23 protein-coding genes are annotated in these 25,257 nt (G+C 64.4%); 13 read left to right on the top strand and 10 right to left on the bottom strand.

Features of this window, described 5'->3' with window-relative positions:
* Positions 1–10: 10 nt before the first annotated feature.
* From AC5V87_RS32685 to AC5V87_RS32660, 6 genes are all read right to left on the bottom strand, one after another.
* Positions 11–355, bottom strand: a complete 345-nt coding sequence (locus AC5V87_RS32685; protein WP_495368941.1) for a hypothetical protein — start codon at positions 353–355, stop codon at positions 11–13.
* A complete protein-coding gene (locus AC5V87_RS32680; RefSeq protein ID WP_495368940.1) occupies positions 352–954 on the bottom strand; it encodes a cytochrome c oxidase subunit 3 in 603 nt (200 codons plus the stop codon). Before AC5V87_RS32680 ends, AC5V87_RS32685 begins: the two co-directional genes overlap by 4 nt.
* Positions 951–2,864, bottom strand: a complete 1,914-nt coding sequence (gene ctaD, locus AC5V87_RS32675; RefSeq protein WP_495368939.1) for a cytochrome c oxidase subunit I — start codon at positions 2,862–2,864, stop codon at positions 951–953. The genes AC5V87_RS32680 and ctaD overlap by 4 nt, the downstream gene beginning before the upstream one ends.
* Positions 2,861–3,868, bottom strand: coding sequence for a cytochrome c oxidase subunit II (coxB, locus tag AC5V87_RS32670; protein ID WP_495368938.1), 1,008 nt, complete (start codon positions 3,866–3,868; stop codon positions 2,861–2,863). The genes ctaD and coxB overlap by 4 nt, the downstream gene beginning before the upstream one ends.
* A complete protein-coding gene (locus AC5V87_RS32665) occupies positions 3,865–4,422 on the bottom strand; it encodes a c-type cytochrome (protein ID WP_495368937.1) in 558 nt (185 codons plus the stop codon). Before AC5V87_RS32665 ends, coxB begins: the two co-directional genes overlap by 4 nt.
* Positions 4,423–4,771: 349 nt before the next feature.
* The gene (locus tag AC5V87_RS32660) at positions 4,772–6,559 is read right to left on the bottom strand and encodes a peptide ABC transporter substrate-binding protein (RefSeq protein ID WP_495368936.1); all 1,788 of its coding nucleotides are present in this window, start codon (positions 6,557–6,559) and stop codon (positions 4,772–4,774) included.
* A gap of 233 nt (positions 6,560–6,792) precedes the next feature.
* Between AC5V87_RS32660 and AC5V87_RS32655 the strand changes: the two genes are divergently transcribed.
* From AC5V87_RS32655 to AC5V87_RS32605, 11 genes are all read left to right on the top strand, one after another.
* Positions 6,793–6,987 (top strand): hypothetical protein, encoded by a 195-nt coding sequence (locus AC5V87_RS32655; protein WP_456843000.1) that lies wholly within the window; start codon positions 6,793–6,795, stop codon positions 6,985–6,987.
* Positions 6,988–7,113: 126 nt separating this feature from the next.
* Entirely contained in the window at positions 7,114–7,305 is a 192-nt protein-coding gene (locus AC5V87_RS32650; protein WP_456843001.1) for a hypothetical protein, read from the top strand.
* A gap of 201 nt (positions 7,306–7,506) precedes the next feature.
* Positions 7,507–8,289, top strand: coding sequence for a MetQ/NlpA family ABC transporter substrate-binding protein (locus tag AC5V87_RS32645; RefSeq protein ID WP_495368935.1), 783 nt, complete (start codon positions 7,507–7,509; stop codon positions 8,287–8,289).
* A 119-nt stretch (positions 8,290–8,408) separates the two neighbouring features.
* A complete protein-coding gene (locus AC5V87_RS32640) occupies positions 8,409–9,455 on the top strand; it encodes a putative FMN-dependent luciferase-like monooxygenase (protein ID WP_456843003.1) in 1,047 nt (348 codons plus the stop codon).
* A gap of 3 nt (positions 9,456–9,458) precedes the next feature.
* Positions 9,459–10,058, top strand: coding sequence for a CMD domain protein (locus tag AC5V87_RS32635; protein WP_495368934.1), 600 nt, complete (start codon positions 9,459–9,461; stop codon positions 10,056–10,058).
* A gap of 11 nt (positions 10,059–10,069) precedes the next feature.
* Positions 10,070–10,645 (top strand): alkylhydroperoxidase domain protein, encoded by a 576-nt coding sequence (locus tag AC5V87_RS32630; RefSeq protein ID WP_495368933.1) that lies wholly within the window; start codon positions 10,070–10,072, stop codon positions 10,643–10,645.
* A 59-nt stretch (positions 10,646–10,704) separates the two neighbouring features.
* Positions 10,705–11,859 (top strand): ABC transporter substrate-binding protein, encoded by a 1,155-nt coding sequence (locus AC5V87_RS32625; protein WP_495368932.1) that lies wholly within the window; start codon positions 10,705–10,707, stop codon positions 11,857–11,859.
* A 25-nt stretch (positions 11,860–11,884) separates the two neighbouring features.
* Complete coding sequence (locus AC5V87_RS32620; protein WP_495368931.1) at positions 11,885–13,708, top strand: ABC transporter permease; 1,824 nt, start codon at positions 11,885–11,887, stop codon at positions 13,706–13,708.
* Positions 13,708–14,541 carry an ABC transporter ATP-binding protein gene (locus AC5V87_RS32615; RefSeq protein WP_456843008.1) on the top strand — a complete coding sequence of 278 codons (834 nt, stop codon included), beginning with the start codon at positions 13,708–13,710 and terminating at the stop codon, positions 14,539–14,541. The genes AC5V87_RS32620 and AC5V87_RS32615 overlap by 1 nt, the downstream gene beginning before the upstream one ends.
* A complete protein-coding gene (locus AC5V87_RS32610; protein WP_456843009.1) occupies positions 14,538–15,278 on the top strand; it encodes an ABC transporter ATP-binding protein in 741 nt (246 codons plus the stop codon). Before AC5V87_RS32615 ends, AC5V87_RS32610 begins: the two co-directional genes overlap by 4 nt.
* A gap of 217 nt (positions 15,279–15,495) precedes the next feature.
* Positions 15,496–16,566 carry a HoxN/HupN/NixA family nickel/cobalt transporter gene (locus AC5V87_RS32605; protein ID WP_495368930.1) on the top strand — a complete coding sequence of 357 codons (1,071 nt, stop codon included), beginning with the start codon at positions 15,496–15,498 and terminating at the stop codon, positions 16,564–16,566.
* Positions 16,567–16,576: 10 nt separating this feature from the next.
* Here AC5V87_RS32605 and AC5V87_RS32600 read toward each other — a convergent pair whose 3' ends face one another.
* The 3 genes from AC5V87_RS32600 to AC5V87_RS32590 form a co-directional block, all read right to left on the bottom strand.
* The gene (locus AC5V87_RS32600; protein ID WP_495368929.1) at positions 16,577–18,091 is read right to left on the bottom strand and encodes a helicase HerA domain-containing protein; all 1,515 of its coding nucleotides are present in this window, start codon (positions 18,089–18,091) and stop codon (positions 16,577–16,579) included.
* A gap of 104 nt (positions 18,092–18,195) precedes the next feature.
* Positions 18,196–19,014 (bottom strand): CxxCxxCC domain-containing protein, encoded by an 819-nt coding sequence (locus AC5V87_RS32595; protein ID WP_456843012.1) that lies wholly within the window; start codon positions 19,012–19,014, stop codon positions 18,196–18,198.
* Positions 19,015–19,499: 485 nt separating this feature from the next.
* Entirely contained in the window at positions 19,500–20,564 is a 1,065-nt protein-coding gene (locus tag AC5V87_RS32590) for a ketopantoate reductase family protein (RefSeq protein WP_495368928.1), read from the bottom strand.
* An 878-nt stretch (positions 20,565–21,442) separates the two neighbouring features.
* Between AC5V87_RS32590 and AC5V87_RS32585 the strand changes: the two genes are divergently transcribed.
* The gene (locus AC5V87_RS32585; RefSeq protein ID WP_495368927.1) at positions 21,443–22,384 is read left to right on the top strand and encodes an alpha/beta hydrolase family protein; all 942 of its coding nucleotides are present in this window, start codon (positions 21,443–21,445) and stop codon (positions 22,382–22,384) included.
* 194 nt (positions 22,385–22,578) lie between these two features.
* On the opposite strand, the gene AC5V87_RS32580 is transcribed toward AC5V87_RS32585, so the two are convergent.
* Positions 22,579–23,058 (bottom strand): MarR family winged helix-turn-helix transcriptional regulator, encoded by a 480-nt coding sequence (locus AC5V87_RS32580; RefSeq protein WP_495371985.1) that lies wholly within the window; start codon positions 23,056–23,058, stop codon positions 22,579–22,581.
* 534 nt (positions 23,059–23,592) lie between these two features.
* On the opposite strand from AC5V87_RS32580, the gene AC5V87_RS32575 reads away from it, so the two are divergent.
* Positions 23,593–25,173, top strand: coding sequence for a porin (locus tag AC5V87_RS32575; RefSeq protein ID WP_495368926.1), 1,581 nt, complete (start codon positions 23,593–23,595; stop codon positions 25,171–25,173).
* Positions 25,174–25,257: the final 84 nt, after the last annotated feature.

Genomic DNA, 25,257 nt, shown 5'->3' with positions numbered 1-25,257 from the left:
ATCGCTGGCGCTACTTTTCGCATCCGCTCAACACCATCGAAGCAATTCCCTGCATCAGGAGCGCAAAGGTGAAGATGGCGGCGGAGAGGGCGCTTAGCCTGCCGCCGAAAGCCGATGCAGTTGCGCGGGAGCCGGCTTCTGCCGGCTGACGCGCCGCGCTCCGCCACGACACCACGCCCGCCAGGATCGTCACGCCGGCGCCGAGAAACGACGAAATCGCGGCTATGGGGACCTGCGTGCGGCAATCGGCATAAGGCAGGATTTGTCCGAGCTGCATGTTTGCCGCCCAGATGAGCGGCGCGAGCCAAAGCCCGGCCCAGAGCAGCAGGTTTGCGAGCGGTCCGGATATGCTCATAGCCGTGCCAGCCAATAGATGCAGCCATAGATCGGAAGCCAGGTCGCGACGACAAAGTTCCAATACATCGCGTTGTCTTGGATGTCGCCGAACCGTCTCGGATTGCGGCCGTGCCGCGTAAACATCAGCGCGGCGAGCACCAGGGTATCGACGAGATCGGTGATGATGTGCGTGGTATGGAGACCGAGCAGGGTCCATACGATCGAGCCGTAGGCGTTGGTGTCCCACCAGATGTGGAGCGCCGGAAACTCGAAGACGCGGACGATCAGCGGCGCGATGCCGAAGATCGACATCACCACGATGCCGATTCTCACCTTGCCCAGATCCTGCCGCGCGGCCCAGCGCGAAATCAGGATATTGGGGACCAGGCTGGCCAGCAGGATCAGCGTCAGCAGTGTTCCCGGAAGCAGGTCCGGTGGCGACGCATCGATCGGCCAGTTCGGCGCGATACTCATCAGATACAGATAGACGGCGATCACGAGCGCGAAGCCCGTGCCTTCGATCAGCATGAAGGCAAAGGTGCCCCACCAGGTGACGCTGGCTGTCCCCAGGCCATGGAGCGGCAGCCGGCCAAGATCGAGCACGATCCGTTCCCTCATGCCTCGTCCTCCGGCGTGCCTTTTGGCCAGAACCAGCCGATCAGAGTAATGGCGATGGGGATCGAGCCCCACACCACGGCCCAGGGCGAGAAGATCGACCAAATCAGCATCACCGTGGTGGCGAGTGCGGACCAGAGTGGCCAGATCGAATGCTCTGGCGAGGATTCGCGCGCCTGTGGCTCGGCCGTTGCGAGCGAGGTCACCACAAGCTCGCGCCGATCGGTGCGCAGGCCGTCGGCAACGGGAAGCATCTCCGAGTTCTCCCAGAGCGGATGCAGGCTGCTGACGACCGGGATCATCGCAAAGTTGTAACTCGGAGGCGGCGACGTACTAGCCCATTCGAGCGTCGGCGCGTCCCAGGGATTGTCCAGCGCGACTTCGCCAGCGCTTATGCCGCGGATCGCATTGAAGAAGAACACCAGGAATCCGGCCGTCAGGATGACCGCGCTCAGGCTGACGAACAGGTTCAGACCATGCCAGGGCAGATCGGGCTGATAGGTATAGATCCGGCGCGGCATGCCATCGAGACCGAGGATGTGCATCGGGAAGAAGGTCAGGTTGAAGCCAACGAAGATCAGCCAGAACGACCACCGTCCAAGCTCCTCGCTCATCATCTTCCCGGTGATCTTCGGAAACCAGTAGTGAATCGCGCCGAGCAGCGGGAACACGGCGCCGCCGATCAGCACATAGTGGAAATGAGCGACGACGAAGTAGGTGTCATGCACCTGGGTGTCGAACGGCACGGAAGCAACCATCACGCCGGTGAGTCCGCCGATCACGAACGTGACGACGAACCCGATGATGAAGAGCAGCGGCGTCTTGAAGACCGGCCTGCCATCCCACAGCGTGGCCAGCCAGCAGAATATCTGGATGCCGGCCGGGATGGCTATCGCCATGCTGGAGGCCGTGAAGAAGCTGTCGCCGAGCCGCGGCAGTCCGGCGACGAACATGTGGTGAACCCAAAGACCGAAGGCGAGAATGCCGGTCGCAATCAGCGCCATCACCAGGGCGAGATAGCCGAAGGCGGGCCTTCGCGCGAAGGGCTCGATCATGGTCGAGACCATGCCGGCGGCGGGAAGGAAGATGATGTAGACTTCCGGATGGCCGAAGAACCAGAACAGATGTTGCCAGAGCAGCACGTCGCCACCTTCGGCAGGATTGTAGAAATGAGTGCCGACGAGGCGATCGAGGATCAGGCTGCTGCTCGCAACCATGATGGCCGGCATAGCCATGATGACAAGAAACGACGTCACCAGCATCGCCCACACGAACACCGGAATGCGGTCGAGCGTCATTCCCGGCGCGCGCTGCTTGAAGATCGTGACCACCAGTTCCACGGCGACGGCGAGCGCCGACAGCTCGGTGAAGGTGATCATCTGCGCCCAGATGTCGGCACGCTTGCCGGCGCCATATTGCGGGCCCGATAACGGCACGTAGGCGAACCAGCCGACGTCGGGACCCATATCGAGTGCGAAAGCGGTCCACAGCAGGATTCCGCCGGCGAGATAGATCCAGTAGGAGAAGGCATTGAGCCGTGGAAAGGCGATGTTGCGTGTGCCGACCATCAAAGGCACCAGGTAGACGGCCACGGCTTCCATCACGGGTACGGCGAACAGGAACATCATGTTCGCGCCATGCATGGTGAAGATCTGGTTGTATCGATCCGGCCCGAGCAGGCGCGCTTCGGGGTGCGCGAGCTGGATTCGGATCAGCGCTGCCAGCACGCCGCCGAGTGCGAGGAAAACGAAGGCCGTGAAGATGTAGCGCCGCCCGATGATCTTGTGGTCGACGGTGGCGAGCATGCCCCAGAAGCCGGCAGGCGTCTTCCATGTCTCGGCGAGCGCGCTGGTCAGGCGCGTGCGTTGCACGTCGATATCGCGCGTACCAGGCGCCGCGGCGGGGCTGCTCATTTCAGGCTCGCCAGATAAGCCGAGACGGCACGCAGTTCCTCCGGCGTCAACGGCACCATCGGCATGTTGTTGCCTGGCTTGATGGTCTGGGGATCGGCGATCCATGCGGCGAGCGAGCCGCGCGTGGTCTCGAACAGCCCGGCCGCAATCGTATGCCGGCCGCCGACATGGGTCAGGTCGGGTCCCGTGGTCCCGGCTGCCGCGGTGCCCCGGATGGTGTGGCAGCTTGCGCAGGGCTTTGCGAGGAATGTCTGCAGGCCGGCAGCGATCTCTTCTTCCGCCGGCTGGATCGCAGCCTGCCGCTGCCGGGCGGCCCATTTGTCGAATTCGTCCGGTGTCTCCGCAATGACGAGCAGCGCCATATGCGCGTGCTGCAGACCGCAGAACTCGGCGCATTGACCCCGGTAGATACCGGGCCGCTCGGCACGAATGGTCAATTCGTTCAGTCGGCCGGGAACGAGATCCTGCTTGCCCGCGAGACTCGGCACCCAGAACGAATGGATGACGTCGAGACCTTCGAGCTTCAGACGCACATTGCGTCCTACGGGAATGTGAATCTCGTTGGCGGTCTCGAACCGCTGCGCAGGATCGGGACCGACATATTCCACGCCCCACCACCATTGCAGGCCACGCGTCCGGATCGTCAGATCGTCCTGGCCCGCTACGCTGAGCGAATGCGTCGCGAAGAAGCTCAAGACGGTGAAGGTGGAGATGATCAGCACGGTCGCGACCACCGCGCCGGTGACCGCGAGGGTCATGCCGCGCTCAGCCTGCGGTCCGGGGATTGCCCGCGTGGCATGGCGGTTGCGCCAGAGCGCTCCGATGAGGGTGATCATCACGAGCATCCACACCACGGAGCAGGCGGCAACGATCAGGATGATGAGGTGCTTCAGACTGATTGCCGAGGCGCCATGGACATCGAGCGCGGACTGCCAGCCACCACATCCCGCGAGCGGCGTCGCGAGCGTGATCGGCAGCCAGTCTCTCCATTTGCGCCGGATCACGGTGGAGGCCCCTGATCCGGATGAACCGGCGTCGGTCCTTGATCGAACAGCAGCCTTGCCGGCGCGCGATTCTCGGCAGGCCGCGTCTGCACCTCGTCGTTGCGGCTCGGCGCTGCTGTCTTGCCCTCATAGGATCCGATGGCCTGCACATAGCCTGCGAGCTGCCAGATCTGTTCCGTCGTCATCTTGTCGCGAAAGGCCGGCATCCCGTCCAGCCGGCCGTCGCGGATCGAGGCGAAGATCGAGACCATCTCCGGCCCGTAGTACCACCAGCCATCGAGGAATCCCGGGCCGCTGCCGCCCTGGCCGTCGCCATGGCAGCTCTTGCAGCCGAACCAGGAATACAGCCGCTTGCCCTGACTGAGATTGTAGGCATTCACCTCGTACGGCCGGCCAAGTGCGAAATAGACGTCGGGCGGCGCGCCGCTGATGCGATTGGGCATCAGTGCGATCTTGTCGAGCGCGTCCGCGACCGGAGGATCGAGCCGGAGCTGCCGCTCCTCACGCTGGCATCCCATCAAAACGGCCGCAAGACCAAAGATAACGCCGGCCATCCACTTCATCTGCTCGTCTTTGGGACGGGGAACTACAAACCTCAATCAGTTCGTGGAGGCGAAGTTCCTGACGCTGGATTGCGGCCTTGCGTTGTGCGCAAGGGTCCGGTGCCAGCAGAAAGCTTCGCTGCTTGCTGCAGGAACGGTCCTTGCAAAGGCAGGTTTAATCGCAGGCTTTGGTTTTCCTGTCCAAGGCTGTTCCGCCAGGCCCCAGCCGCGTCCCCCCATCCGGCTGGGGCCGCTTCCAAGGTGGAGGCAGCGAGCATCGATCTACGATCGTCACCCTAAGGTGTGCGCTCTGCTGCGCAACGCGCTGCAGAGCAGCCTCGAAGGGCCCCCGCGTACTCGCTCAGACCCGATACCACGCCGCCAGATTCCACGTCGTGACGTCCCAGCCGGAGATGTCGGCCATCAGGCTGTTGACGCCGGCGCCGACGATGTGGCGCGAGAGCAGCGGCAGGAACACGTTGGCCTCGCAGAAGGTCTCGTCGATCTTGATCAGCAGCGCGGCGCGCTTGACCGGGTCGAGCTCCTTCTGCGCAGCCTTGTAGGCTTTGTCGACTTCGGGATCGGACCAGCGCGAGATGTTGCGGCCGAGCCATTTGTTGTCCTTGGTCGCGATCTCCCAGGACACACACTGGTTCAGGAAGCGCTCCGGATCGGGCTGCGGTTGCGTCGTGTTGTACATCTCCATGTCGGCGTAGAATTTCGAGTAGGTGTCGGGATTGCCGACGTCCGAGGAGAAGAACACCGAGGCGGTAACCGATTTGAGCTCGATGTCGATGCCGGCCTTCTGGCAGGCCTGCTTGATGATGGCCTGCGTCTTCTGGCGCGGCGCGTTGGTCGAGGTCTGGAAGACGTATTTGAGCTTCTTGCCGTCCTTCTCGCGGATGCCGTCCGCGCCCCTGGTCCAGCCGGCCTCGTCGAGGATCTTGTTCGCCTTGTCGACGTCGAATTCGTACTTCAGCTTGGGAGACTTGAACCGCTTGGGCGCGTTGACGAAGCTCGCGGTTGCAACGGCGCCGCGTCCGTAGATGAACTTCTGGATCGACTCGCGGTCGATCAAGAGGTTGATCGCGCGGCGGACCGCGGGATCCGACAGCGTCGGGTGCTTGCTCTTGACGCTCGACCGCTCGCCGTCGATCTCGGTCCACGGGTCCGTCGTGTTGAGGATGATAAACTCGACATTGCCGGAGGGCGTGATGTCGACCTTGCCCTTGCCGCTGGTCTCCATGCGCTTGAGGACCTCGTCCTCCACCAGCAGGTTCCAGGCATAGTCGTATTCGCCGGTCTGGAGCACGGCGCGCGCGGCGGAAACCGCATCGCCGCCGCCCTTGATTTCGAGCGTGTCGAAATGCGGCTGGTTCTTGACGTGATAGTCTGGATTGCGCTCGGCGCGGATCAAGTCGCCCGGCTTGAACTCGACGAATTTGTAGGGACCGGTGCCGACCGGCTTCAGATTGCCCGGCGCCTCGCGCGATTTCGCGCCGACATAGTCGGCGAAATGATGTTTTGGCAGGATCTGGCCGACCGCGCCGACGAAGGGGTCGGCCCAGAACGGGGTCGGGCCGGTGAAGATCACTTTGACGGTGTAGTCGTCGATCTTCTCGACCTTGATGTCCTTGTAGGATCCCGTGGAGTACGCGGCGGTCGCAAGATCGGCAGCGTAAGCCCACGTGAACACGACGTCGTCGGCGGTGAAGGGCTTGCCGTCGTGCCACTTCACGCCCTGCTTCAGCTTCCAGGTCACGCTGGTGCCGTCCGCGGCGAGGCCGCCGTTCGCCTTGGTCGGGACCTCGGCGGCGAGACAGGGGATGAGGTTGCCCTCCTTGTCCCAGCCGGCGAGCGGCTCGAAGAAGATGCGCGAGGCGAGCTGGTCCTTGGTGCCGATCGCGAAATGCGGATTGAGCAGAGTAGGGGCCTGCCAGATCAGCAGCTTGAGCGGGCCGCCGCCGCCGGCCTTGGTCGGCTTGTAGGGCAGCGTGGCGTCGGCCATTGCCACGTCGTTCCAGAGCAGGATCTGGCTTGCGATCGGCGCTGCGATCCCGACCGTGGCCATGGTCCGGATGAACGCGCGCCGCGACAGGGTGCCTTGCTTCACCTCCGCGATTGCCTTGCGGATGTCGTTCTCGTCCATCAGATGGTCTCCACTTGGAACATGCGTCGCCAGCGTCCCATCATGTTTCATCATGGACGAGGCGGCAATGCCGGCAAGGGGCGGCAAGAGCGGAAAACCCTGCGGCGAAATGGCGGAGGCGCGCGCCGGACAAGCACGGTCGATTGCCGGCCACGCCTGCTTTCACGGGATGGCGGTGGAACGCCGCAGCGCGACCGCCGTTCCATCTTTTTAGATGGGATCAGGAGATACCGATGGGCGAGGGAGAAGACCATTTTGCGCGGCTGCTTGGACGCGCGGCGATGGACGTGTGGGGCGACATGCCCCGCGACATCCAGGAGGCGCTGTTCGAGACGGCGATGAAGCAACGCGAGGGCGAGCGCGAGGACCTCGCACGGCTGCTGCACGCGCGTCACCCGCGCACGCAGCATCCGGCAAAGCCCGCCTGAAGCGCCGGGCCGTTCGTCTCCGGGAGGAACGTTCGCAAGCGAACCTCGTTTTCCAAACGGGCGTTGCGTCAGACGCAGCGGGCGAGAGAGGCACGCGAATTTGTTCGGCGAGACGAGGTGATCTTGGTGAGCGACCTGTTTATCGGAAATTCGATCGGAAAATGGTACGACCCGATCTCGGAGCGATGGATCACACCGCCTGAGGCCAAGCCGGCCGGTGGCCGCTCACCCTCGGAGCCGGAGGCAAGCGCCGACGTGCGCACGAGGTGCGAAACCCAGCGGATCTGGAATCTGCTGGTCGACAGCGCGCGCGGATGACGTCGAGAGAGCGCGGCTGGCCGTGATGCGCCGGCCGCTTGTGGCGGGCCTGATCGCCGCCGCGAATTCGTTTCACGTTCGGTGGTGATTCGAGAAGGCGCAGCCACAACTTGCCGCCAATATGGTTATTCATTTCATTGATTTCGCACGGCGGAGAAGCGAATACGGTTCCACCATTGCCGCAGACTGCCGGAGACCAAGATGTCGTTTCGCCTCCCCCTGATCCTCGCAACCGTGCTCGCCGCCTGGTCCGCTGCCGCGAGCGCCGAGACCATCAAGATCGGCGTGACGCCGGGACCGCATGCGCAGATCCTCGAGGCGGTGAAGCCGATCGCCGCCAAGCAGGGCCTCGACATCCAGCTGATCGAGTTCTCCGACTACGTCGTGCCGAACGCCGCTCTCGACGCCGGCGAGATCCAGGCCAACTCGTTCCAGAACCAGCCTTATCTCGATAATCAGAAAGCCGACCGCGGCTACAAGATCGAGTCCGTCGCGCTGACTGTGAACTTCCCGATCGGCGTCTATTCGAAGAAGCACAAGGCCTTCGCCGACATTCCCGAGGGCGGCAAGGTCTCGATCCCGAACGATCCGACCAATGGCGGCCGGGTGCTGCTGCTGCTCCGCGACAAGGGCGTGATCAAGCTGAAGGACGGCACCGGCTTCAAGCCCACGGTGCTCGACATCACCGAGAATCCGAAGAAGCTGAAGTTCATCGAGGTCGACGCGGCGCAGGCGCCGCGCGCGCTCGACGATGTCGACGCCGCCGCGATCAACACCAATTATGCAACCCAGGCGGGCCTCGATCCGGTCAAGGACCCGATCCTGCGCGAGGACCCGAAGGGCCCCTATGTCAACCTGATCGCAGTCCGCACCGCCGACAAGGACAAGCCCTGGGTCAAGGTGCTCGTGGACAGCTACCACACCCCGGAGGTCAAGGAGTTCGTCCTGACCAAGTTCAAGGGCGCGGTGCTGCCGAGCTGGTAGGCAATCTGCCCGCCTGAAGGCCAGAGGCGATCCGGCGGGCAGCCTTGCGCAATGCCCGCTTGTCTGGAGCTGCGGCAACCGACATCATCGGGGCCTATCCTCGCCCGGCAGGGGTCTTAATGAAACGCTTCGCAAACCTGAAACGACTGGGATTCTTCACGCGCCTCCTCGACGAGGCGCCGGCGGCCGAGCGCTATCGTTTCGCCGCCGAGCAGATCGTGCGCGCCGAGAAGGCGGGCCTCGATTCCGCGTGGATCGCGCAGCATCATTTCCACGAGCGCGAAGGCGGCCTGCCGTCGCCCTTCACCTTCTTAGGGTATGTCGCAGCCCTGACCTCGCGCATCCGCCTCGGCACCGGTATCGTGACGCTGCCGCTGGAGAGCGCGGTGCGGGTCGCGGAGGACGCCGCCGTGCTCGATCTCATCTGCAACGGCCGCTTCGAGCTCGGCGTCGGCACCGGCGGCAACCCGTCGGCCTTTGCCGCCTTCGGCCTCGACAGCGCCCAGCGCAACGAGATCTTTGCCCGCAATCTGGCGATCGTGCGCGCCGCGCTGACCGGCAAGCCGCTTGACGGCGGCGACACGCTCTATCCGCAGCGGCCGCAGCTGGACGGCCGGATCTGGCAGGCGACGTTCTCGGTCGCCGGCGGTGCGCGCGCCGGCAAGGCGGGCGATGGCCTCCTGCTGTCGCGCACCCAGCCGCGGACCAAGGACGCGCCAAAGGCCACGCTCGCCGAGATCCAGAACCCGATCATCGATGCCTATCTCGAAGCACTGCCGCCGGGACGCGAGCCGCGCATCATGGCCTCGCGCAGCGTCTTCGTCGCCGACGACCGCGCCGAGGCGATGCGCCTCGCGGACATCGGATTGCGCCGCGCGCTGCCGCAATTCATGAAGGGCGGGCACCTTCCTCCCGGCGACACGCTGGAAGAGATGATCGTGGCGTTCGACACTCATGTCGGCGCAGCCGATGATGTCATCGCCTCGCTCCGCACCGACGCCACGCTGGAGCGGGTGACCGATCTCGTTTTCCAGGCGCATTCGGTCGATGCGCCGCATCCCTATATCTTGCGCTCGATCGAGCTGGTTGCCGAGAAGGTCGCGCCGGCGCTGGGCTGGGTCCGGACGGCGGCGACTGACGCGCATCAACATGTTGCACGAGGCTGAATGATGAGCACGACGGATATCATCGACACGCTCGCCGGGATCGAGCCGGGCTCGGCCCTCGATGCCATCCGCGCCCGCCGTCTTCAGGCGCGTGAGAACGCGCAGAAGAGCTATCTCTCGCTGTTCGAGCCGATCGACGCCAGCGAGTTCTCGCTGCTGGAACGCGCGGCGGTCGCGCTCTTCGTCATCGGCCTGCACCGTGAACCCAATGTCACCGCCTTCTACCGCGCGAAGTTGGCTGCGACGCCCAATGGTGCCCGCCTGGTCGAGGTCATCGAGGCCGAAATCGCGCGCGGCGAGACCTCAGGCCCGTACGGCGCGTATCCGGCCGGGCCGCTGTCAGCCGAGAACACGGCCGGCTTGATCTACCGCGTGAGCGCGGAGGGCAAGTCCGTCCTCGGTGCGAGACTGGCGGCGGCATTGGAGCATGCGCATCTGCTGGTGTTTCGACCGCGCAATGCCGCATCCTCCGACATGAAGGCGCTGGCAGCTGCCGGCTGGTCGACCACCGGCATCGTCACGTTCTCCCAGCTCGTCGCATTCCTGTCGTTCCAGGTGCGCGTCGTCACCGGCTTGTGCACGCTCGCAGCGGCAAACGCCTAGGAGATTGCATCATGAGCACCGTCAATCCGCCCGTCGTCTTCACCCAGGACGAACTCGGCTGGGTCTCGTGGATTGATCCGCTGCCCGAGGCCGAGCTGACCGAACGGCATTTCAATGGCCTCGTCGACCGCACCCGCGCCAAGTCGGAATATTTCCGCCTGCTGGTGCGCGATCCTGAAGTGCTTGAAGCCCGCACCAAGACCGATAAGGACATTTTCTACAACGTGGCCGACGGCCTGCCGCGCGCCGAGCGTGAGCTCGCGGCGGCTGCGACCTCGCGCTACAACGGCTGCATCTATTGCGCCTCCGTGCATGCGCGCTTCGCCAGCACCTATTCCAAGCGCCGCGAAGACGTGCAGCGCCTGCTCGACCAAGGCGTCAAGGCCGATCTCGGCGAGCGCTGGAATGCCGTGGTCAGGGCGTCGGTGGCGCTGGCCGCAACGCCGATCGCGTTCGGCCCTGAGAATATCGCGGAGCTGCGCCGTGCCGGGCTCGACGATGCCGAGATCGTCGACGTCATCAACGGCGCCTCGTTCTTCAACTGGGCCAACCGCCTGATGCTGTCGCTGGGTGAGCCCTCGAAATAGGCAATCTCACCGGCACAAGAATTGCTGCTTATTTTAACAGTGAGTGGATGGAGCCGTGCATGAGCAACATCGATCGCCGTACCCTGGTCAAAGGCTCGCTCGCCATGATGGCGGGCGCGGCCTTCTCGCGCAGCGCGTTCGCGCAATCCTCCGAGCCGATCCTGCTCGGGGTCAGCGGTCCCCTGACCGGACCGAACGCGCAATACGGCACGCAGTGGAAGCAGGGTTTTGATCTCGCGCTCGACGAGATCGAGGCGGCCGGCGGCATCAACGGCCGCAAGCTCGCCTATCAATTCGAGGACAGCCAGAGCGATCCGCGTCAGTCGGTGGCGATTGCGCAAAAATTCGTCTCCGATCCCCGCATCGTCATGGAGCTCGGCGACTTCTCCAGTCCCGCCTCGATGGCGGCCTCGCCGATCTATCAGCGCGGCGGCCTGGTGCAGTTCGGCTTCACCAATTCGCATCCTGACTTCACCAAGGGCGGCGACTTCATGTGGAGCACGTCGGTGAGCCAGGCCGACGAGCAGCCGCTGCTGGCGCGCTATGCGGTGAAGCGCCTCGGCCTGAAGAAGCTCGCGGTGCTGCATCTCAACACCGATTGGGGCCGCACCAGCCGCGACTATTTCATCAACGCCGCCAAGGAATATGGCGCGGAGATCGCGGTCACCGAAGGCTACATCGCCGAGGAGCGCGACTTCCGCTCGACGCTGGTCCGCGTGCGTGACGCGAACCCCGACGGGCTGATCTTGATTTCGTACTACTCCGACGGTGCGCTGATCGCGCGCCAGGCGCGGCAGGTCGGGCTCAAGCAGGTGATCTGCGCCGCAAGCTCGGTCTACTCGCCGAAATTTCTGGAGCTCGGCGGCGAGGCCGTCGAGGACGTCCATGTCGGTACGCGCTACTTCCCGGAAGATCCACGGCCCGAGGTGCAGAAATTCATCGCCGGATTCAAGAAGAAGTACAACGGGCTGGAGCCAGACGCCTTCAACGCCTACGCCTATGACGCGATGAACATGGCGGCTGCCGTGGTGAGGATCGGCGGCACCGATCGCAAGGCGATCCGCGACGCCTTCGCCAAGGTCAAGGACGTCCCCAGCGTCATCTTCGGCACCGCGACGTTCGACGTCGCGACCCGCCGCGTCAAGGGCGCCATGAACGCCGAGCTGGTCGTGCGCAAGGGCCAGTTCGCGCTCTGGGACGGCAAGCCGACCTGATCTCCCTCCTCAGTAGGAACACTGCGTGTCTTCCTGGCTCGACTACACGATCAACGGGCTGATCGTCGGCAATGTCTACGCCCTCGTTGCGGTCGGGCTCGCGCTGATCTTCGGCGTCAGCCGGCTGATCAACTTCGCGCAAGGCTCGATCTATCTGGTCGGTGCCTATATCGGATGGGTCGCGGTGGTACAGCTGCGTACGCCGCTGCCGCTCACCATCATCGTGGTCGCGGCGGCCGCCGCGGTCGTCGGCCTGATCATCGAACGCTTCGGCCTGCGCCCGCTGCAGAACTCGGTGCGCATCGCGCCGCTGCTGGCGACCATCGGCATCAGCTTCGTGCTCGATCAGCTGGTGATGCTGACCTTCTCGCCCAACCCGCGCGCGCTGCCGAGCCAGTTGCCGGATGTCCGTTTCCAGGTCGGCGGCGGCACCATCGGCCCGCTTGATCTCTTGATCGCCGGCGTCGGCATCACCAGTGCGCTCTTGCTGTTCGTGTTCCTGCGCTACAGCAAGCTCGGCTGGGCGGTGCGCGCTGCTTCGCAGGACCGCGACGCGGCGATGCAGATGGGTGTCGACGTCAACCGGGTCAATCAGGCGGTGTTCGGCATTGCCGCAGCGCTCGGCGGCGTCTCCGGCATGCTGGTCGGCATGTACTACAACCAGATCGACACCGCGATGAGCCTGCAGGCGACGCTCAAGGGCGTCGTTGCCGAAGTGGTCGGTGGCGCCGGCAACGTGCCCGGTGCTGTCATCGGCAGCCTGCTGTTGGGCCTCGTCGAGAGCTACGGCGTTGCCGTGTTCGGCACCAGCTACCGTAATCTGTTCGCCTTCCTGCTGCTCGTCGTCGTGCTCGTGCTGCGGCCGAACGGCCTGTTCGCCAGCGCGCGGCAGGCGCCGCCGGAGCCGCTCACCGGCACTTTCATTGCGCCGAGCCGTCCCGTGCGCATTCCGCGCTGGGCCTTGGCTGTCGCCGCCGCGATCTTCGCGGTCCTGCCGTTCTTCCCGGTGTCCTTCTACGTGCTCCAGACCCTAATCAACGCCTGGCTGCTCGGCATGCTCGCGCTCAGCCTGACGCTGGTGGCGGGGACGATGGGACAGGTTTCGCTGGGGCACGCGGCGCTGCTCGCGATCGGCGCCTATACCTCCGCGCTGCTGTCGTTGACCCTCAACGTTCCGGTCGGCCTTGCCATCATCGCCGGCGGACTGATGAGCGCGGCACTCGGCACGACGCTGATCTCGCCGTCCTTCCGCCTGCGCGGACACTATGTCTCGATCGCGACGCTTGCGATCGGCGAGATCGTGTCGCTGGTGATCTTGAACTGGGAAAGCGTCACGCGCGGTCCGATCGGCATCTCCGGCATCCCGCCGCTGTCGCTGTTCGGCTACGACCTGATCAGCCCGACCTCGATCTATTGGTTCAGCTTTGTCGTGATGGTCGCACTCGCGCTGCTGCAGGGACGCCTGCTCCGTTCACATCTCGGCCGCAGTTTTCGTGCGATCCGCGACGACGATATCGCCGCGCGTGCCTACGGCCTCAGCCTCAACCGCTACAAATCGCTCGCCTTCATCTTCGGCGGTTTCGCTGCCGGCGTCAGCGGCGGCATCGCTGCGCATCTCTACTCCTACATCAACCACGAGACCTTCAACACGCAGCAATCGATCCTGGCGCTGACCGTCGTCATTCTCGGCGGCCTCGGCAATGTCGTCGGCGCGATTCTCGGATCGGTGGCGCTGGTTGGTCTGCCCGAAGTGTTCCGGATCGCGGCGGAGTACCGCATCCTGATCTACGGCATCGTGCTGTTGCTGCTCGTGCGGTTCAGACCGCAGGGCCTGCTGGGGACGATCTGATGGTGAAGCCCATGCTGTCCCTGCGCGGGCTGACCCGCCGCTTCGGCGGCCTCACCGCCGTCGACGCCATCGATCTCGATCTCGCCAAGGGCGATCTGGTCAGCATCATCGGTCCGAACGGCGCCGGCAAGACCACGCTGTTCAATCTCGTGACCGGCCTCGACCGCCCCGATGCCGGCCATGTCCGCTTCGAAGGTCAGGACATCACGGGCCTGTCGCCGGAGCGGCTCGCCGCCGAAGGCATCGCGCGCACGTTCCAGCTCGGCCGCGTGTTCGGCAATCTCAGCGTGATGGACAACGTCCTGATCGGCGCCCACACCCGTCTGCGCGCGGTCAAGCCGGCGGTGCCGGTGATGGGTCCGCTGCTCGAACTGGGGCTGGCGCTGCTGCGCCCGGCGAGCGTCAAGGCAGAGGAAGAGCGGCTGCGCGAAGAAGTGAAGGCCATCCTCGCCCGCTTCGGCGAGCGGCTGCTGCCGCGCATAGACCAGCCCGCCTATAGCCTGTCCTACGCCAACCGCCGCCGTGTCGAGATCGCGCGCGCGCTCGCGCTGAAGCCGCGCCTCTTGCTGCTGGACGAGCCGACCGCGGGCATGAACCCGACCGAGACGGCGGAGATGCAGGCGCTCGTCGCCGAGCTGAAGGCGGAGGGGCTGACCATCCTCCTGATCGAGCACAAGCTGGAGATGGTGATGCGCCTGTCCGACCGCGTCATCGTCATGGACGAAGGCAGGAAGATCGCGGAAGGACCGGGCGAAGAGGTGCGTGGCGATCCCAAGGTGATCGAGGCCTATCTCGGCCATGGCCTGGCGCCAGAGCAGGAGAGCGCGGCATGACGGCGAGCCCACCCGAACCGCTGCTGGCGCTGTCGAACGTCAATACGTTCTACGGCCAGGCCCAGGTGCATTTCGACCTGTCGATCACGGTCGCACGCGGCCATATCGTTTGCCTGCTCGGCGGCAATGCCAGCGGCAAGTCGACGACGATGAAGATCATTCTGGGCCTGGTGAAGCCACGCTCGGGCGATGTGACCTTCGACGGCGCCTCGCTGCTCGGCCTCGCCACGCCGCAGATCGTCCGCCGCGGCATCGCCTCGGTGCCGGAGGCGCGGCGGCTGTTCGCGGATATGAGCGTGCGCGAGAACATCCTGATGGGCGCCTTCGTGCGCAACGACCGCGAGGCGATCGCACAGGATCTCGACAGGATGCTCACCCTATTCCCGAAGCTCGGGCAGCGGCTGTCGCAGCGCGCCGGCTCGCTCTCCGGCGGCGAGCAGCAGATGGTGGCGATGGCGCGCGCGCTGATGAGCCGCCCGAGGATGATCGTCATGGACGAGCCGACCATGGGCCTGTCGCCGCTCTATGTCGACCGCGTGCTGGAGCTGATCCGCACCATCAACCACGAGGGCGTCTCGGTCTTCATGGTCGAGCAGAACGCCAGCCTCGCGCTCGAGATCGCGCACGAAGCCTATGTGCTCCAGACCGGCAAGATCGTGCTGTCGGGCCCGGCGCGGACGTTGAAGGACGACCCCCGCGTGCGGGATGCCTATCTCGGCGGTTCCGAAGCGGCGTAGTGACAATGGAGCGCGTTGGCGCTTCCACATCGTCAGGCCGGGCTTGACCCTGGCCATCCACGTCTTGCCCCGCGGTACGAAGACCGTGGATGCCCGGAATAAGCCCGGATCTCCCGCAAGTTCACATATGCGATCGTCGGCCGATCGGGCTAGTCAGTATGACTATCTTGTGAGAATATCATACCGTTCGCGATCGGGGTACGGACGGATTGAAGTCGTGACGAGATGGTCCTTGCGGGCAATCGAGCCCGGCGTAGCGTTGCTGTTCGGCGGGCTGGTGGGGGCCAACATCGCCGCATGGGCCTGGGCCTTCGGGGCGTTCGGCGGTCGCCCCACGGTGATGGCGACCGCGCTGCTCGCCTGGGTGTTCGGCCTGCGCCACGCTGTCGACGCCGACCACATCGCCGCCATCGACAACGTCGTACGCAAGCTGATGCAGTCGGGCGATACGCCGCGTAGCGCAGGCCTCTATTTCGCGCTCGGCCATTCCACCATCGTCGTGGTCGCGGCCATGCTGCTTGCACTCGGGGTCGTCAGCCTCGGCGCCGACAGCCTGCTCAAGCAGATCGGCAGCTTGATCGGCACGTCGGTATCGGCGCTGTTCCTGCTCGTGATCGCAGCCATCAACCTCGCCATCTTCGCCGGCCTGTGGCGGGCGTTCCGCATCGCGCGCGAACAGGGCGTGCACGACGCCGAAGGCCTCGATGCGCTGCTCGCCAATCGCGGATTTCTCGGGCGTCTGCTCGGCCCGATGTTTCGCCTAGTGAGGCGGCCATGGCACATGTATCCGCTCGGCCTCCTGTTCGGCCTCGGCTTCGACACTGCGACCGAGATCGGCCTGCTCGGCATCTCCGCCACCGAGACCGCGCACGGTGCGGCGCTCGCAGATATCCTGGTCTTTCCCGCATTGTTCGCATCCGGCATGGCGCTGGTCGACACCGCCGACTCCACGCTGATGGTGAGTGCCTATCGCTGGGCCTTCGTCGATCCCTTGCGAAAGCTCTGGTACAACCTCACCATTACCGGCGCTTCCGTCGCGGTGGCGCTGCTGATCGGCGGCATCGAGGCGCTCGGGCTGATCGCCGATCGGCTCGGCCTCTCCGGAGGCGTATGGGTGCTGGTCGACGGCCTCAACGGGTCGCTTGCCAATCTCGGCTTTGCCGTCATCGCGCTGTTTGCGATCGCCTGGCTCGTCTCGGTCGCGCTCCACCGCCGCATCTTTGCTGACGATCGCAGTGCCGCGCCGGACGTGCTGATCGACGCGACCGAGGTGCCGCGACGGGCCTGAATCCCTGGGATCAGACCGAGGCCGCGCTTTGCACCTGCTCCGCCGGCAGCTCGTCGGCGTTGGGATCACCCGGCGCCGTCGCCCAGGCCAGCTCCACCAGCGTCACGATCCTGCGCCCGCCGCCGTCGAGCTGCACCACGATCAGGCCCTGCTCCTCCATATAGCCGAGGAGGCGTTGCGCCCGGCGCAGCGAATGCGAGCCATAGGCGCGGGCGATCGCGGCGTCGCCGGGACAGGGCCAGCCTTCTCTGGCTGCGCGCGCGATCATCATGAACACGCCCTGCATGTCGTCGGGCAGGATCGAGGCGCGCAGCGACACCTCCTGCCAGGCGTCGTCCTCGGCGAGATCAGTGCCGAGCCCGGCGCGTGCATGCGTCAGCATGCGGCGGAATTCGTTGAGGTCGGGGACCGCCGCGCCGAGGCCCTCGATGCGGCAGCGGACGACGAACTCCTGATAGAGCACGCCGATGGCGCGGAAGCCGGCATCGGGCCCGGCCAGCACGGCGCGCAAGGTGCGATCGACGCGCTCGCGCCGCTCCGCGAGCTCCTCGGCGCTGACGGGCACCTCGACCACTTCGGTGCGAATCTCCGGCGTCGCCGCCGCCTTCGCCGCGCGGAGCTGTTCGAGCAGATCAGGCGCCGGCCGGCGCTGCGGCCGGCTGGCGTCGGGCGGCGGCGCTGCCAGGATCACGGCGCGCGCATCCTCCAGCGTCGCTTCGGGCAGCGGCATCAGCCGCGGCGTGGAATTGCGCGGGTGGGTAGTGGTCGCGCCGATGTTCAGGCGCAGGGGACGGCGCGACAGCGCAGGTCCCAGCGCCATGAACTGTCCGCGCTCGAGATCGCGAAAGGATTCGGCCTGCCGCCGTTCCATGCCGAGCAGGTCGGCGGCCCGCGCCATGTCGATGTCGAGGAAGGTGCGGCCCATCAGGAAGTTCGAGGCTTCCGCCGCGACGTTCTTAGCAAGTTTTGCGAGGCGCTGCGTCGCGATGATGCCGGCGAGCCCGCGCTTGCGGCCGCGGCACATCAGATTGGTCATGGCGCCGAGCGACAGCTTTCGCGCCTCGTCCGACACTTCGCCGGCGACGGCGGGCGCGAACAGCTGCGCCTCGTCCACCACCACCAGCATCGGGTACCAATGGTCGCGGTCGACGTCGAACATGCCACCGAGAAAGGCCGCGGCGCGCCGCATCTGATTCTCGGCATCGAGGCCTTCGAGATTGAGCACGGTCGAGACGCGGTGCAGCCGCGCGCGTTCGCCGGCAACCTGCAAGCCGCGCTCGGTGTGATCCTCGGCCTCGATCACGAGATGGCCGAATCGCTCGGCCAGCGTGACGAAATCGCCCTCGGGATCGATGATGGCCTGCTGCACCCAGGGTGCGCTCTGCTCCAAGAGGCGCCGCAGCAGATGCGACTTGCCGGAGCCGGAATTGCCCTGCACCAGGAGACGGGTCGCCAGCAATTCCTCGAGGTCCATGGCGGCCGCGGCGCCTGCCGTGGTCTGCCCCATCTCGATCGCAACCGTCATGTCCCCGACTCAAGTCCCGTCATTCGCGGACAGGGGCTTATCAATCCGGCCGGGGCGCGTCGAGCGGAACAGGGCGAATCATGCCGTGTTGCCCACGGCGGAGTTCAGGCGTGCTTCGAGAGCCGCAGAAGTGCGGGCCGATAGGGCGCCTGCGGATCGTCGTCCTCGTCGGCGGGAATCGCGCAGGAGCCGAATTCGTGCCTGATCCGTTCGATCTCGGCGATGCGCTCGTGCAGGCGCTGCAGGTGCTCGGGCGATCTTGCCTTCCAAAAGCGGAACGTGTCCTGCGTCAGCGGCATGAAGGCGGTACCGAACAGCGTCGGTTCTGGAACGATGGTGCGCCCGAGCAGCATGAACCGGTCGGGGCCGGACACGATGAGGGTCGCATAGCCGCGATTTCCGATTCGTCTGATCCCGTTCAGGGACCATTCGGCGAGCTTGCTGAAGTAGGGCTCCTCGCGCCAGCGACCGGGGCAATGGTCGTCTACGGTGACGTTGACTGCGTCCTGGCTGAAATGGACGATGAGCCCGGCCTTCGCGGGGAACCACTCGTCGTCGAGATGGCCTTGCAGCCAGGCACAGACGAACGAGCGGCACATTTGCGGACGGCGTTCGTAGATGGTGCATCCCGTGCCCGTCTGCCAATGCTTGCAGAGCTGGTGCACCGGCTTGTCGACGGCGGCTACCTCGAGGATGTCGCAGCAGGCGTTGCAGGACCCGCATTCCCGTGTGGGACGCGCCGCCTTCGGCAGGCCGGTCGCGCGAAAACCCTGGCCGTCGCGGACCAGCAGCTTCTGCTTCTCCAGCGCGGTCAACGCTCGTTCGATCTTGAGACGGGACAGGCCGGTGGCGTCGATCACGCCCTTCATCGTCGTCGCGCCCGCCTCGACCGCGCGAAGGACGCTCAGCATCGCCTGATCCATCTTCGTTTCTTGTTGTTCTTGTCCGCTCCGGGACGCCGGAATGGCATAATGGATGAGCCAGAAAGCTATCTTCCTCCTGTTTGCGGGACAACGAGCGAAGACTGAGCGGCGCGCATGCAGCGCCTGCGCAAATGCAGGATCGCGCGCGCTGTGCACCGATCGCTTCAAGCGTGGGCGATAGGGATATCCGATCGCACTCGCCGGTTTCGCGAGCAAAATGGCGTCATTTCACCGCCGTGCGGCCCAGATGGAGATGAGCAAGCGCGCATTCTCTCACGCAGCTGTGATATGCGCGATGCGTGGGCACGCACGTGGAGAGGCGACACGTTTGCGTGATCGCGGGAGGATGGATCAAGCGCCGCGCCGCGCGTGGCTCGTGCACCGCACCTGGCGGGATGCGAGGCGATAGAGCGTGCCCGAATGGAGCGCAGCGTGGTCACGCCGCGCCAAGGTCGACGTTATCCGGCAGGAACGGAAGCGGCGCGCTATTGCGCGCCAGACCCGCCCTGCACGATCTTCTCGTTCAGCTTCTGGTCCACGGTGTCGACCGTGCGATCGATCTCGACGTTGGGCATGCCGAGCTGATGCGAGATCAGCTTCACCAGGAGGTCGACGCGCTCGATGAAAGGCGCGCCGCTCGCGACCGCGCGCGCGGCCGACGACGGCTTGAGCAGGCTCTCGGCGGCCTTGGCGTATTTCGCGAACGGCACCTGGTCCTGCGGATCGGCGCCGAGCTTGCGGGCGATCGCATCGACGTGGTCGTAGATCGTCTGCGAGCGCGTGAGGTCGCCGTGAACGGCGTCGCGGATCGATTGCGGCTCGTGCGGCGTGATGCAGCGGTAGTTGCCGGTCAGCAGCATCGACCATTTCGCCAGCGGCACGAACAGCGAGTCGAACACTTTCAGCTTCACCGGCACGTCGTGGCCGTCGAGCGTCACGGCGTCGATGTCGGCCTCGAGCTCGCGCAGCACCTTGTTGTGCTTCTCGTCGGCGAAGGCCGAGGCCTTGAAGTTCGTGGGCAGGCCGACATGAAGCACGTTCGCGGCTTCCTCCGGCGGACGGAACGCTTGCGGATCGGGCGAGCACAGCGTCACCAGGCCCGGCTCGAAGCGCTCCCACACCTGCGCATTGGTGTAGGCCTCCTCGAGCTCCATGTCAGCGAGCGCCGGAATCCGCTTCAGATAGGGCAACGGCGGCATGTTCATGATCGACAGGCACGGCAGCTTCGCCGCGGCGATCTTGACCATGAGCACGCGCACCGTGTGGTTGGTGTATTGCGGCTCCTGCATCGCGAGGCCGACCATGTCGTAGCGCGAGACGTCGACATTCTGCGGGGTCACCGCGTCGAGCTTGCCGGGCAGGTCGCGTGAGAAGATCGCCCGGTGCACGGCTTCATCGCGCAGCTTGATGCGTACTTCGGTACCGTCGCGGTTGATCAGCTCGGCGGTCTTGGCGCGGCAGACCAGGGTGACGTTATGCCCGGCCATCAGCAGCTTCGTGCCCAGGAGTGAGCCGTAGGAAGCCCCGAGAATCAATACGTTACGCGCCATATCCGTCCCCTCGACAATGTGCGTGATTTTTCCGTCCCGGCCGTCGTCCGCGGGCGAGTTGCCGGCATCTAAGGCGAAGTGCGTGGGGATGGCAACTGGGATAATGCATACAAGGCGCTGGAGATATTCCATCGGCCGGATGGCGAACGTCCACATCCAGCTGCGCCGAGCTCTCCGGCCGGCCGGCGGCCCCAATTTCCGCCCAGCCGTCGCCATGATATTCTTTCAGAACGAGTTTATCGGATGTTTTGCACGTCCCGGGCTGGCTCGGGACGTGGGTGGATATATCGTCTCACGATATATCCATATGGAAGGAGACCTTTCAGCGGATTCCCGTCCCACTCCGTCGATAGTCGCGTTGACGAAGCGGCAATCAGTCGCATCTTTCATGGTTATCGTGATTGGCGGCGCGCCGGAATGAGACCATAAATGACGCGACCAGGCTGATACGACGTGCCGCATCGTCATCACGGGTCCGTTTCGATCATTGACGACAACAAATGTTAAAACGCGGGGGCCCCGAGTATGACAGAGTCGGGAATCCCGTCGGAGGGAGCGGGGAACGGTTGAACCAGCCTGAATCTTTGAGCGAGGCCGGCTCGTTGCGATCAGCAGACGCATGCTCGACGGACAGGACCAGACGCGTTGTGACGGAGTCGAGCAGGCGTGCAGCGCGCCATGCCGGCAGCCAAGCCGGCAGGTCTAGCAACCGCTGACGGCGCTGTTCGGATATCATGATGGACGGTGATCATTGGCCTTACGGCTCTTGTGACGGCGCCGGTGGAAACCTGGTACGCTTGCGCAAACGCGCGTCCGAATTCTTCAATAGCCTGCCCGTTGCAGAACTAGCCTGCCAAGCACGCAGGCGGCTGTGGATTGTGGACTGGTTGAGGGTCGCGGAAGACTATCGGACCGCGGCCGAATCCGCGCGCGCAGACGGTTCCGGCCGGATTGCGCGCGTAGCGTGGATGTGCTCGCAGACGGCGGTCGAAGTCGCGCGAAGCCTGTCTTGCCCCGGAGATATCACGGACGCCGATCTCGCAGACAATCTCGCGACCGGCCGCAGAAACTTCGAGGATGACGCTCGCCTCGCGATCGATCGGGTCGAGATCGATTGCTTTGGTCAGGACGTGCTTGCCGGCTTCTTTGTCCAGGGCGGACGTCAGGGGTCTTGCGCACCCGTGGTCATCTGCATCAGTGACGAGGACATCAACGGCAGCTCGATGATGGGTCGGCTGCCGCCAGCCGTGCTTGGCCGCAACATGTCGCTGCTGCTGATCGACACCTGCAATTCGTCCCATCGACGTTCTTTCAAGCCGGAGCATGTGCTGCAATGCTGCCTTGACTATCTGGAGGCGCGTCCGGATGTCGACCGACAGCGGATCGCGATCTATGGCGAAGGCGCCGCCGCCCCGCATGCATACCGTGTTGCGCTCACGGATCGCAGGATCGCTGCCGCGGTTTGCGACGGTGGCCTTCTGACGCAGGTCATGCGCCGGGCGCCGTTTCGCTGGATGACCGGACCGGAGCAGAGCGACCATGACGCAAGCTCGACAGGCTCGATGCTGCCGTCGCATCGACTATCCTGCCCGCTTCTTGTGGTTGTCGGCAGCCGCTCGATGGTGCGCGAACGCGACGCTCTCGAGCTCCAAAGGTTCTATCAGCAGGCCGGTGCCGACTGTTCGATTGTGGTGCCGAACTGCATCGCTCACCCGCTGGGCGAGATCGAGAATTTCATCGCCGTGGACGACTTCATTTTCGAATGGCTCGACAGCAAGCTTGGAGCTGGCGGCCAGCTGGATCCCGTAACCTATCTCTAAACTCTAAAGCGCGATGAGATTTGGATGAATCGTCATCGCGCTTTAGGTTGTTGTTTACGCATGATCTTTCCGGAAAACCGCTTCGCACTTTTCCGGATCATGCTTTAGCCGAACCAGGATCGCGTGCAGGCCGCTCGGGTGCCGGTGACGACGATCGGGACGAGCCGGGCGGTGCTGTGCCCTAGGTCGGCGGATCACGAAGCGTCGATGGCCAGCAATCGTGCAGCAAGCCGCGCGTTCTTGGCGATCTTGGCCAGCGCAGCGTTCAGATCGGCCAGGGTCTCCTCGTCGAGCTCGTTGAACATGGTCGAATTCAAGGCGAGCCTTCTCTTGGAGAGCTTGCTGATTTCCGTCGTCGCCTTTTCTGTCAGCGACATCAGGACGAAACGGGCGTCGTCGGCTGCCGGTCGCCGCGACAGGAACCCGCTCTTCTCGAGGCTTTTGGTCTGGTTGGTCACGAAGGCCGGATGGATCCGCAGCTTGTTCGCGATGTCGATTCCGGCAACGCCGCGCCCCTCGTCGAGTTCGGTGATGGCCATCAAGATGAGCCACTGCGGCTCGGTAATGCCTAGCAGGGTGGCCCAGCTGGTATGGATGTCATCAAGCTGAGAGTGGATTTCGACCACATTCCAAATGAAGTCCGTAATCGCTCTATCGAGCCTCTTCTCAATCATGTGGTCCCGGAATCGCTCAGGCAAAAGGAAATAGGGCAGGGGCGGCAACGCGATCTTGTACCGGGATATTAGGCGGGTGTCTCGTGCATAGCGTGCGGGAGGCATGAAGGCCTATCGCGCCGCGAAAACCATTTCGTCGTTTTGTACTTGCAAAAAACAATTAATTGAATTACGTCTTGTCCCACTCAAAGTTTGCTGCTCTTGACCACGTCGATAGCTAGCAATGTGAGACCTCCAAGAAAGCCCTCGGGATGCCCCCTGAGGGCTTTTTCTTTTGTTTTCAGTATCAAATTTGCCGCGAAGCACCCCTGTTGCTTGGCGGCAACATTCTCTTCCGAACTGTCGCTTCATCAAATCAATGAATTGAGGCGATTGTTTTTATAAACTATATGTGAAGCACGACGGAGGGGGGGCACCTCACTGTCGTTTCAGTCCGGACCTTCAGTGCGGACCTGAATTGAACGGAAATTGATGTGGGTAACGCGGCCTCCAGCGAGGACCCGGCCCCCTGAACCGACATCTGGAGGTTTACTAATGAAGTTGACGAAGACGCTCTTTCTCGGCTCGGCAGCCGGCCTGATGGCCGTCTCCGGCGCGTTCGCAGCCGATCTTCCCGTGAAGGCCAAGGCGGTCGAATACGTGAAGATCTGCTCGTTGTACGGCGCGGGCTTTTACTACATCCCGGGCACCGACACCTGCATCAAGCTGGGGGGTTATCTGCGCGCTGAAGTTGGTCTGAACACCAACAGCATCTATGACTCGCAGCGTACCTCGCCTGCGGCTGGGCGCAATCGCCTGAGCAACTACTACACCATGCGCGCTCGTGAAGACCTCAACATCGACACGCGCACCGCCACCGAGTACGGCGTCGTCCGCACCTTCTTCGATGCGACGTTCTCCTGGACCACCGGCGGTTATCAGGGCACGGGTTCTGCGTTCGGCGGCACTGCCTACACCGGTACGCTGGCCCTCAACACTGCTGGTGCGACCCCGGCTCTGGTCGGTTCGTCGATCAACCCGACTGACGGCGGCACCTCGGGCGGTTCGCTCGGCGTCTACTATGCCTTCATCCAGTTCGCCGGCTTCACCATGGGTAAGGCCGTGTCGCAGTTCGACGCGCCCTGGACCAACTATCCCGGCAACAACTTCGACGGTCTCGTCGGCGGTTCCGGCACGGTCACCGGTGTTAACCAGTTCACCTACACCGCTGACTTCGGTCAGGGCGTGACAGCGGCGTTCTCGGCAGAAGACGCAACGGCCTACTACCAGGCCGGTAACTTCAACATTAGCAGCGCGGCTGCATCTGGTGCTGCTGCTATCGCTGGTTTGACCACTGGTGCGTTGGGTGCCAACGCCATCGGTGGCTCGCGTTCGCCGAACCTCGTCGGTATGGTCCGCGTCGACCAGGCCTGGGGTCTCTTCCAGGCGTCGGTCGCTGCGCATGACAACCACGTTGCCTACTACGGCGCGACCGAGCCGACTGGCCATCCCGATGACAAGTGGGGTTGGGCGGTTCAGCTCGCTCTGTCGATCAAGAACATCCCGACCGGTGCGGGTGACGTGATCAACGTTTCGGGCGTGTACACCGACGGCGCGACCCGCTACAACTTCCAGAACCTGGCGGGCGGCTCGTACCTCATGTACGGCAGCTCGGGCATTGCCTACCAGAGCGTCGCTGCGGTTATCGCTCCGGACACCACGTACATCACGGGCGGCTCGCAGGAAAGCGTCAAGACCTGGGGCGTCCGTGGCGCTTACACCCACAACTGGGATCCGTACTGGAACACCGCGATCTACGGTGCCTACGCGGCTGCCCAGTTCGGTGGTGGGACCAAGGCATTCCTCTGCGGCGTTGGCGGCGTCTTCTCGTCGGTTGCGGGCGTGACCTCGTGCAACCCTGACTTTAACATCGGTCAGGTTGGCTTGATCACCCGCTGGACCCCGGTCAAGAACCTGACGTTCTCGGCCGACTTCACCTGGACCCACGTCGATCAGAAGTATGCTGGCGTCATTGCTGGCGGCAACAACTTCCCGGTCGCCAAGCCGGCCGCGACCTACGAGCTGAAGGATCAGGACTCGTTCACCCTGCTGCTCCGCGCTCAGCGCAACTGGTAAGTTCGGTCGAAAGCAATTCGACGAAGCACCCGGCGGGCAACCGCCGGGTGTTTTTTTGTGCCGAAAGTCCGGCGCCCGCGCCCC

The sequence above is a fragment of the Bradyrhizobium sp. SOJA106 genome, from assembly GCF_059448745.1.
The sequence above is the reverse complement of the archived record's forward strand: the minus strand, read 5'-3'. Positions and strand labels throughout refer to the sequence as shown.

Coding starts and splice junctions, on each gene's coding strand:
- AC5V87_RS32685 (WP_495368941.1), bottom strand. CDS start 355: ATGAGCATATCCGGACCGCTCGCAAACCTGCTGCTCTGGGCCGGGCTT.
- AC5V87_RS32680 (WP_495368940.1), bottom strand. CDS start 954: ATGAGGGAACGGATCGTGCTCGATCTTGGCCGGCTGCCGCTCCATGGC.
- ctaD (WP_495368939.1), bottom strand. CDS start 2,864: ATGAGCAGCCCCGCCGCGGCGCCTGGTACGCGCGATATCGACGTGCAA.
- AC5V87_RS32665 (WP_495368937.1), bottom strand. CDS start 4,422: ATGGCCGGCGTTATCTTTGGTCTTGCGGCCGTTTTGATGGGATGCCAG.
- AC5V87_RS32660 (WP_495368936.1), bottom strand. CDS start 6,559: ATGGACGAGAACGACATCCGCAAGGCAATCGCGGAGGTGAAGCAAGGC.
- AC5V87_RS32655 (WP_456843000.1), top strand. CDS start 6,793: ATGGGCGAGGGAGAAGACCATTTTGCGCGGCTGCTTGGACGCGCGGCG.
- AC5V87_RS32645 (WP_495368935.1), top strand. CDS start 7,507: ATGTCGTTTCGCCTCCCCCTGATCCTCGCAACCGTGCTCGCCGCCTGG.
- AC5V87_RS32640 (WP_456843003.1), top strand. CDS start 8,409: ATGAAACGCTTCGCAAACCTGAAACGACTGGGATTCTTCACGCGCCTC.
- AC5V87_RS32635 (WP_495368934.1), top strand. CDS start 9,459: ATGAGCACGACGGATATCATCGACACGCTCGCCGGGATCGAGCCGGGC.
- AC5V87_RS32630 (WP_495368933.1), top strand. CDS start 10,070: ATGAGCACCGTCAATCCGCCCGTCGTCTTCACCCAGGACGAACTCGGC.
- AC5V87_RS32625 (WP_495368932.1), top strand. CDS start 10,705: ATGAGCAACATCGATCGCCGTACCCTGGTCAAAGGCTCGCTCGCCATG.
- AC5V87_RS32615 (WP_456843008.1), top strand. CDS start 13,708: ATGGTGAAGCCCATGCTGTCCCTGCGCGGGCTGACCCGCCGCTTCGGC.
- AC5V87_RS32610 (WP_456843009.1), top strand. CDS start 14,538: ATGACGGCGAGCCCACCCGAACCGCTGCTGGCGCTGTCGAACGTCAAT.
- AC5V87_RS32600 (WP_495368929.1), bottom strand. CDS start 18,091: ATGACGGTTGCGATCGAGATGGGGCAGACCACGGCAGGCGCCGCGGCC.
- AC5V87_RS32595 (WP_456843012.1), bottom strand. CDS start 19,014: ATGGATCAGGCGATGCTGAGCGTCCTTCGCGCGGTCGAGGCGGGCGCG.
- AC5V87_RS32590 (WP_495368928.1), bottom strand. CDS start 20,564: ATGGCGCGTAACGTATTGATTCTCGGGGCTTCCTACGGCTCACTCCTG.
- AC5V87_RS32580 (WP_495371985.1), bottom strand. CDS start 23,058: ATGATTGAGAAGAGGCTCGATAGAGCGATTACGGACTTCATTTGGAAT.
- AC5V87_RS32575 (WP_495368926.1), top strand. CDS start 23,593: ATGAAGTTGACGAAGACGCTCTTTCTCGGCTCGGCAGCCGGCCTGATG.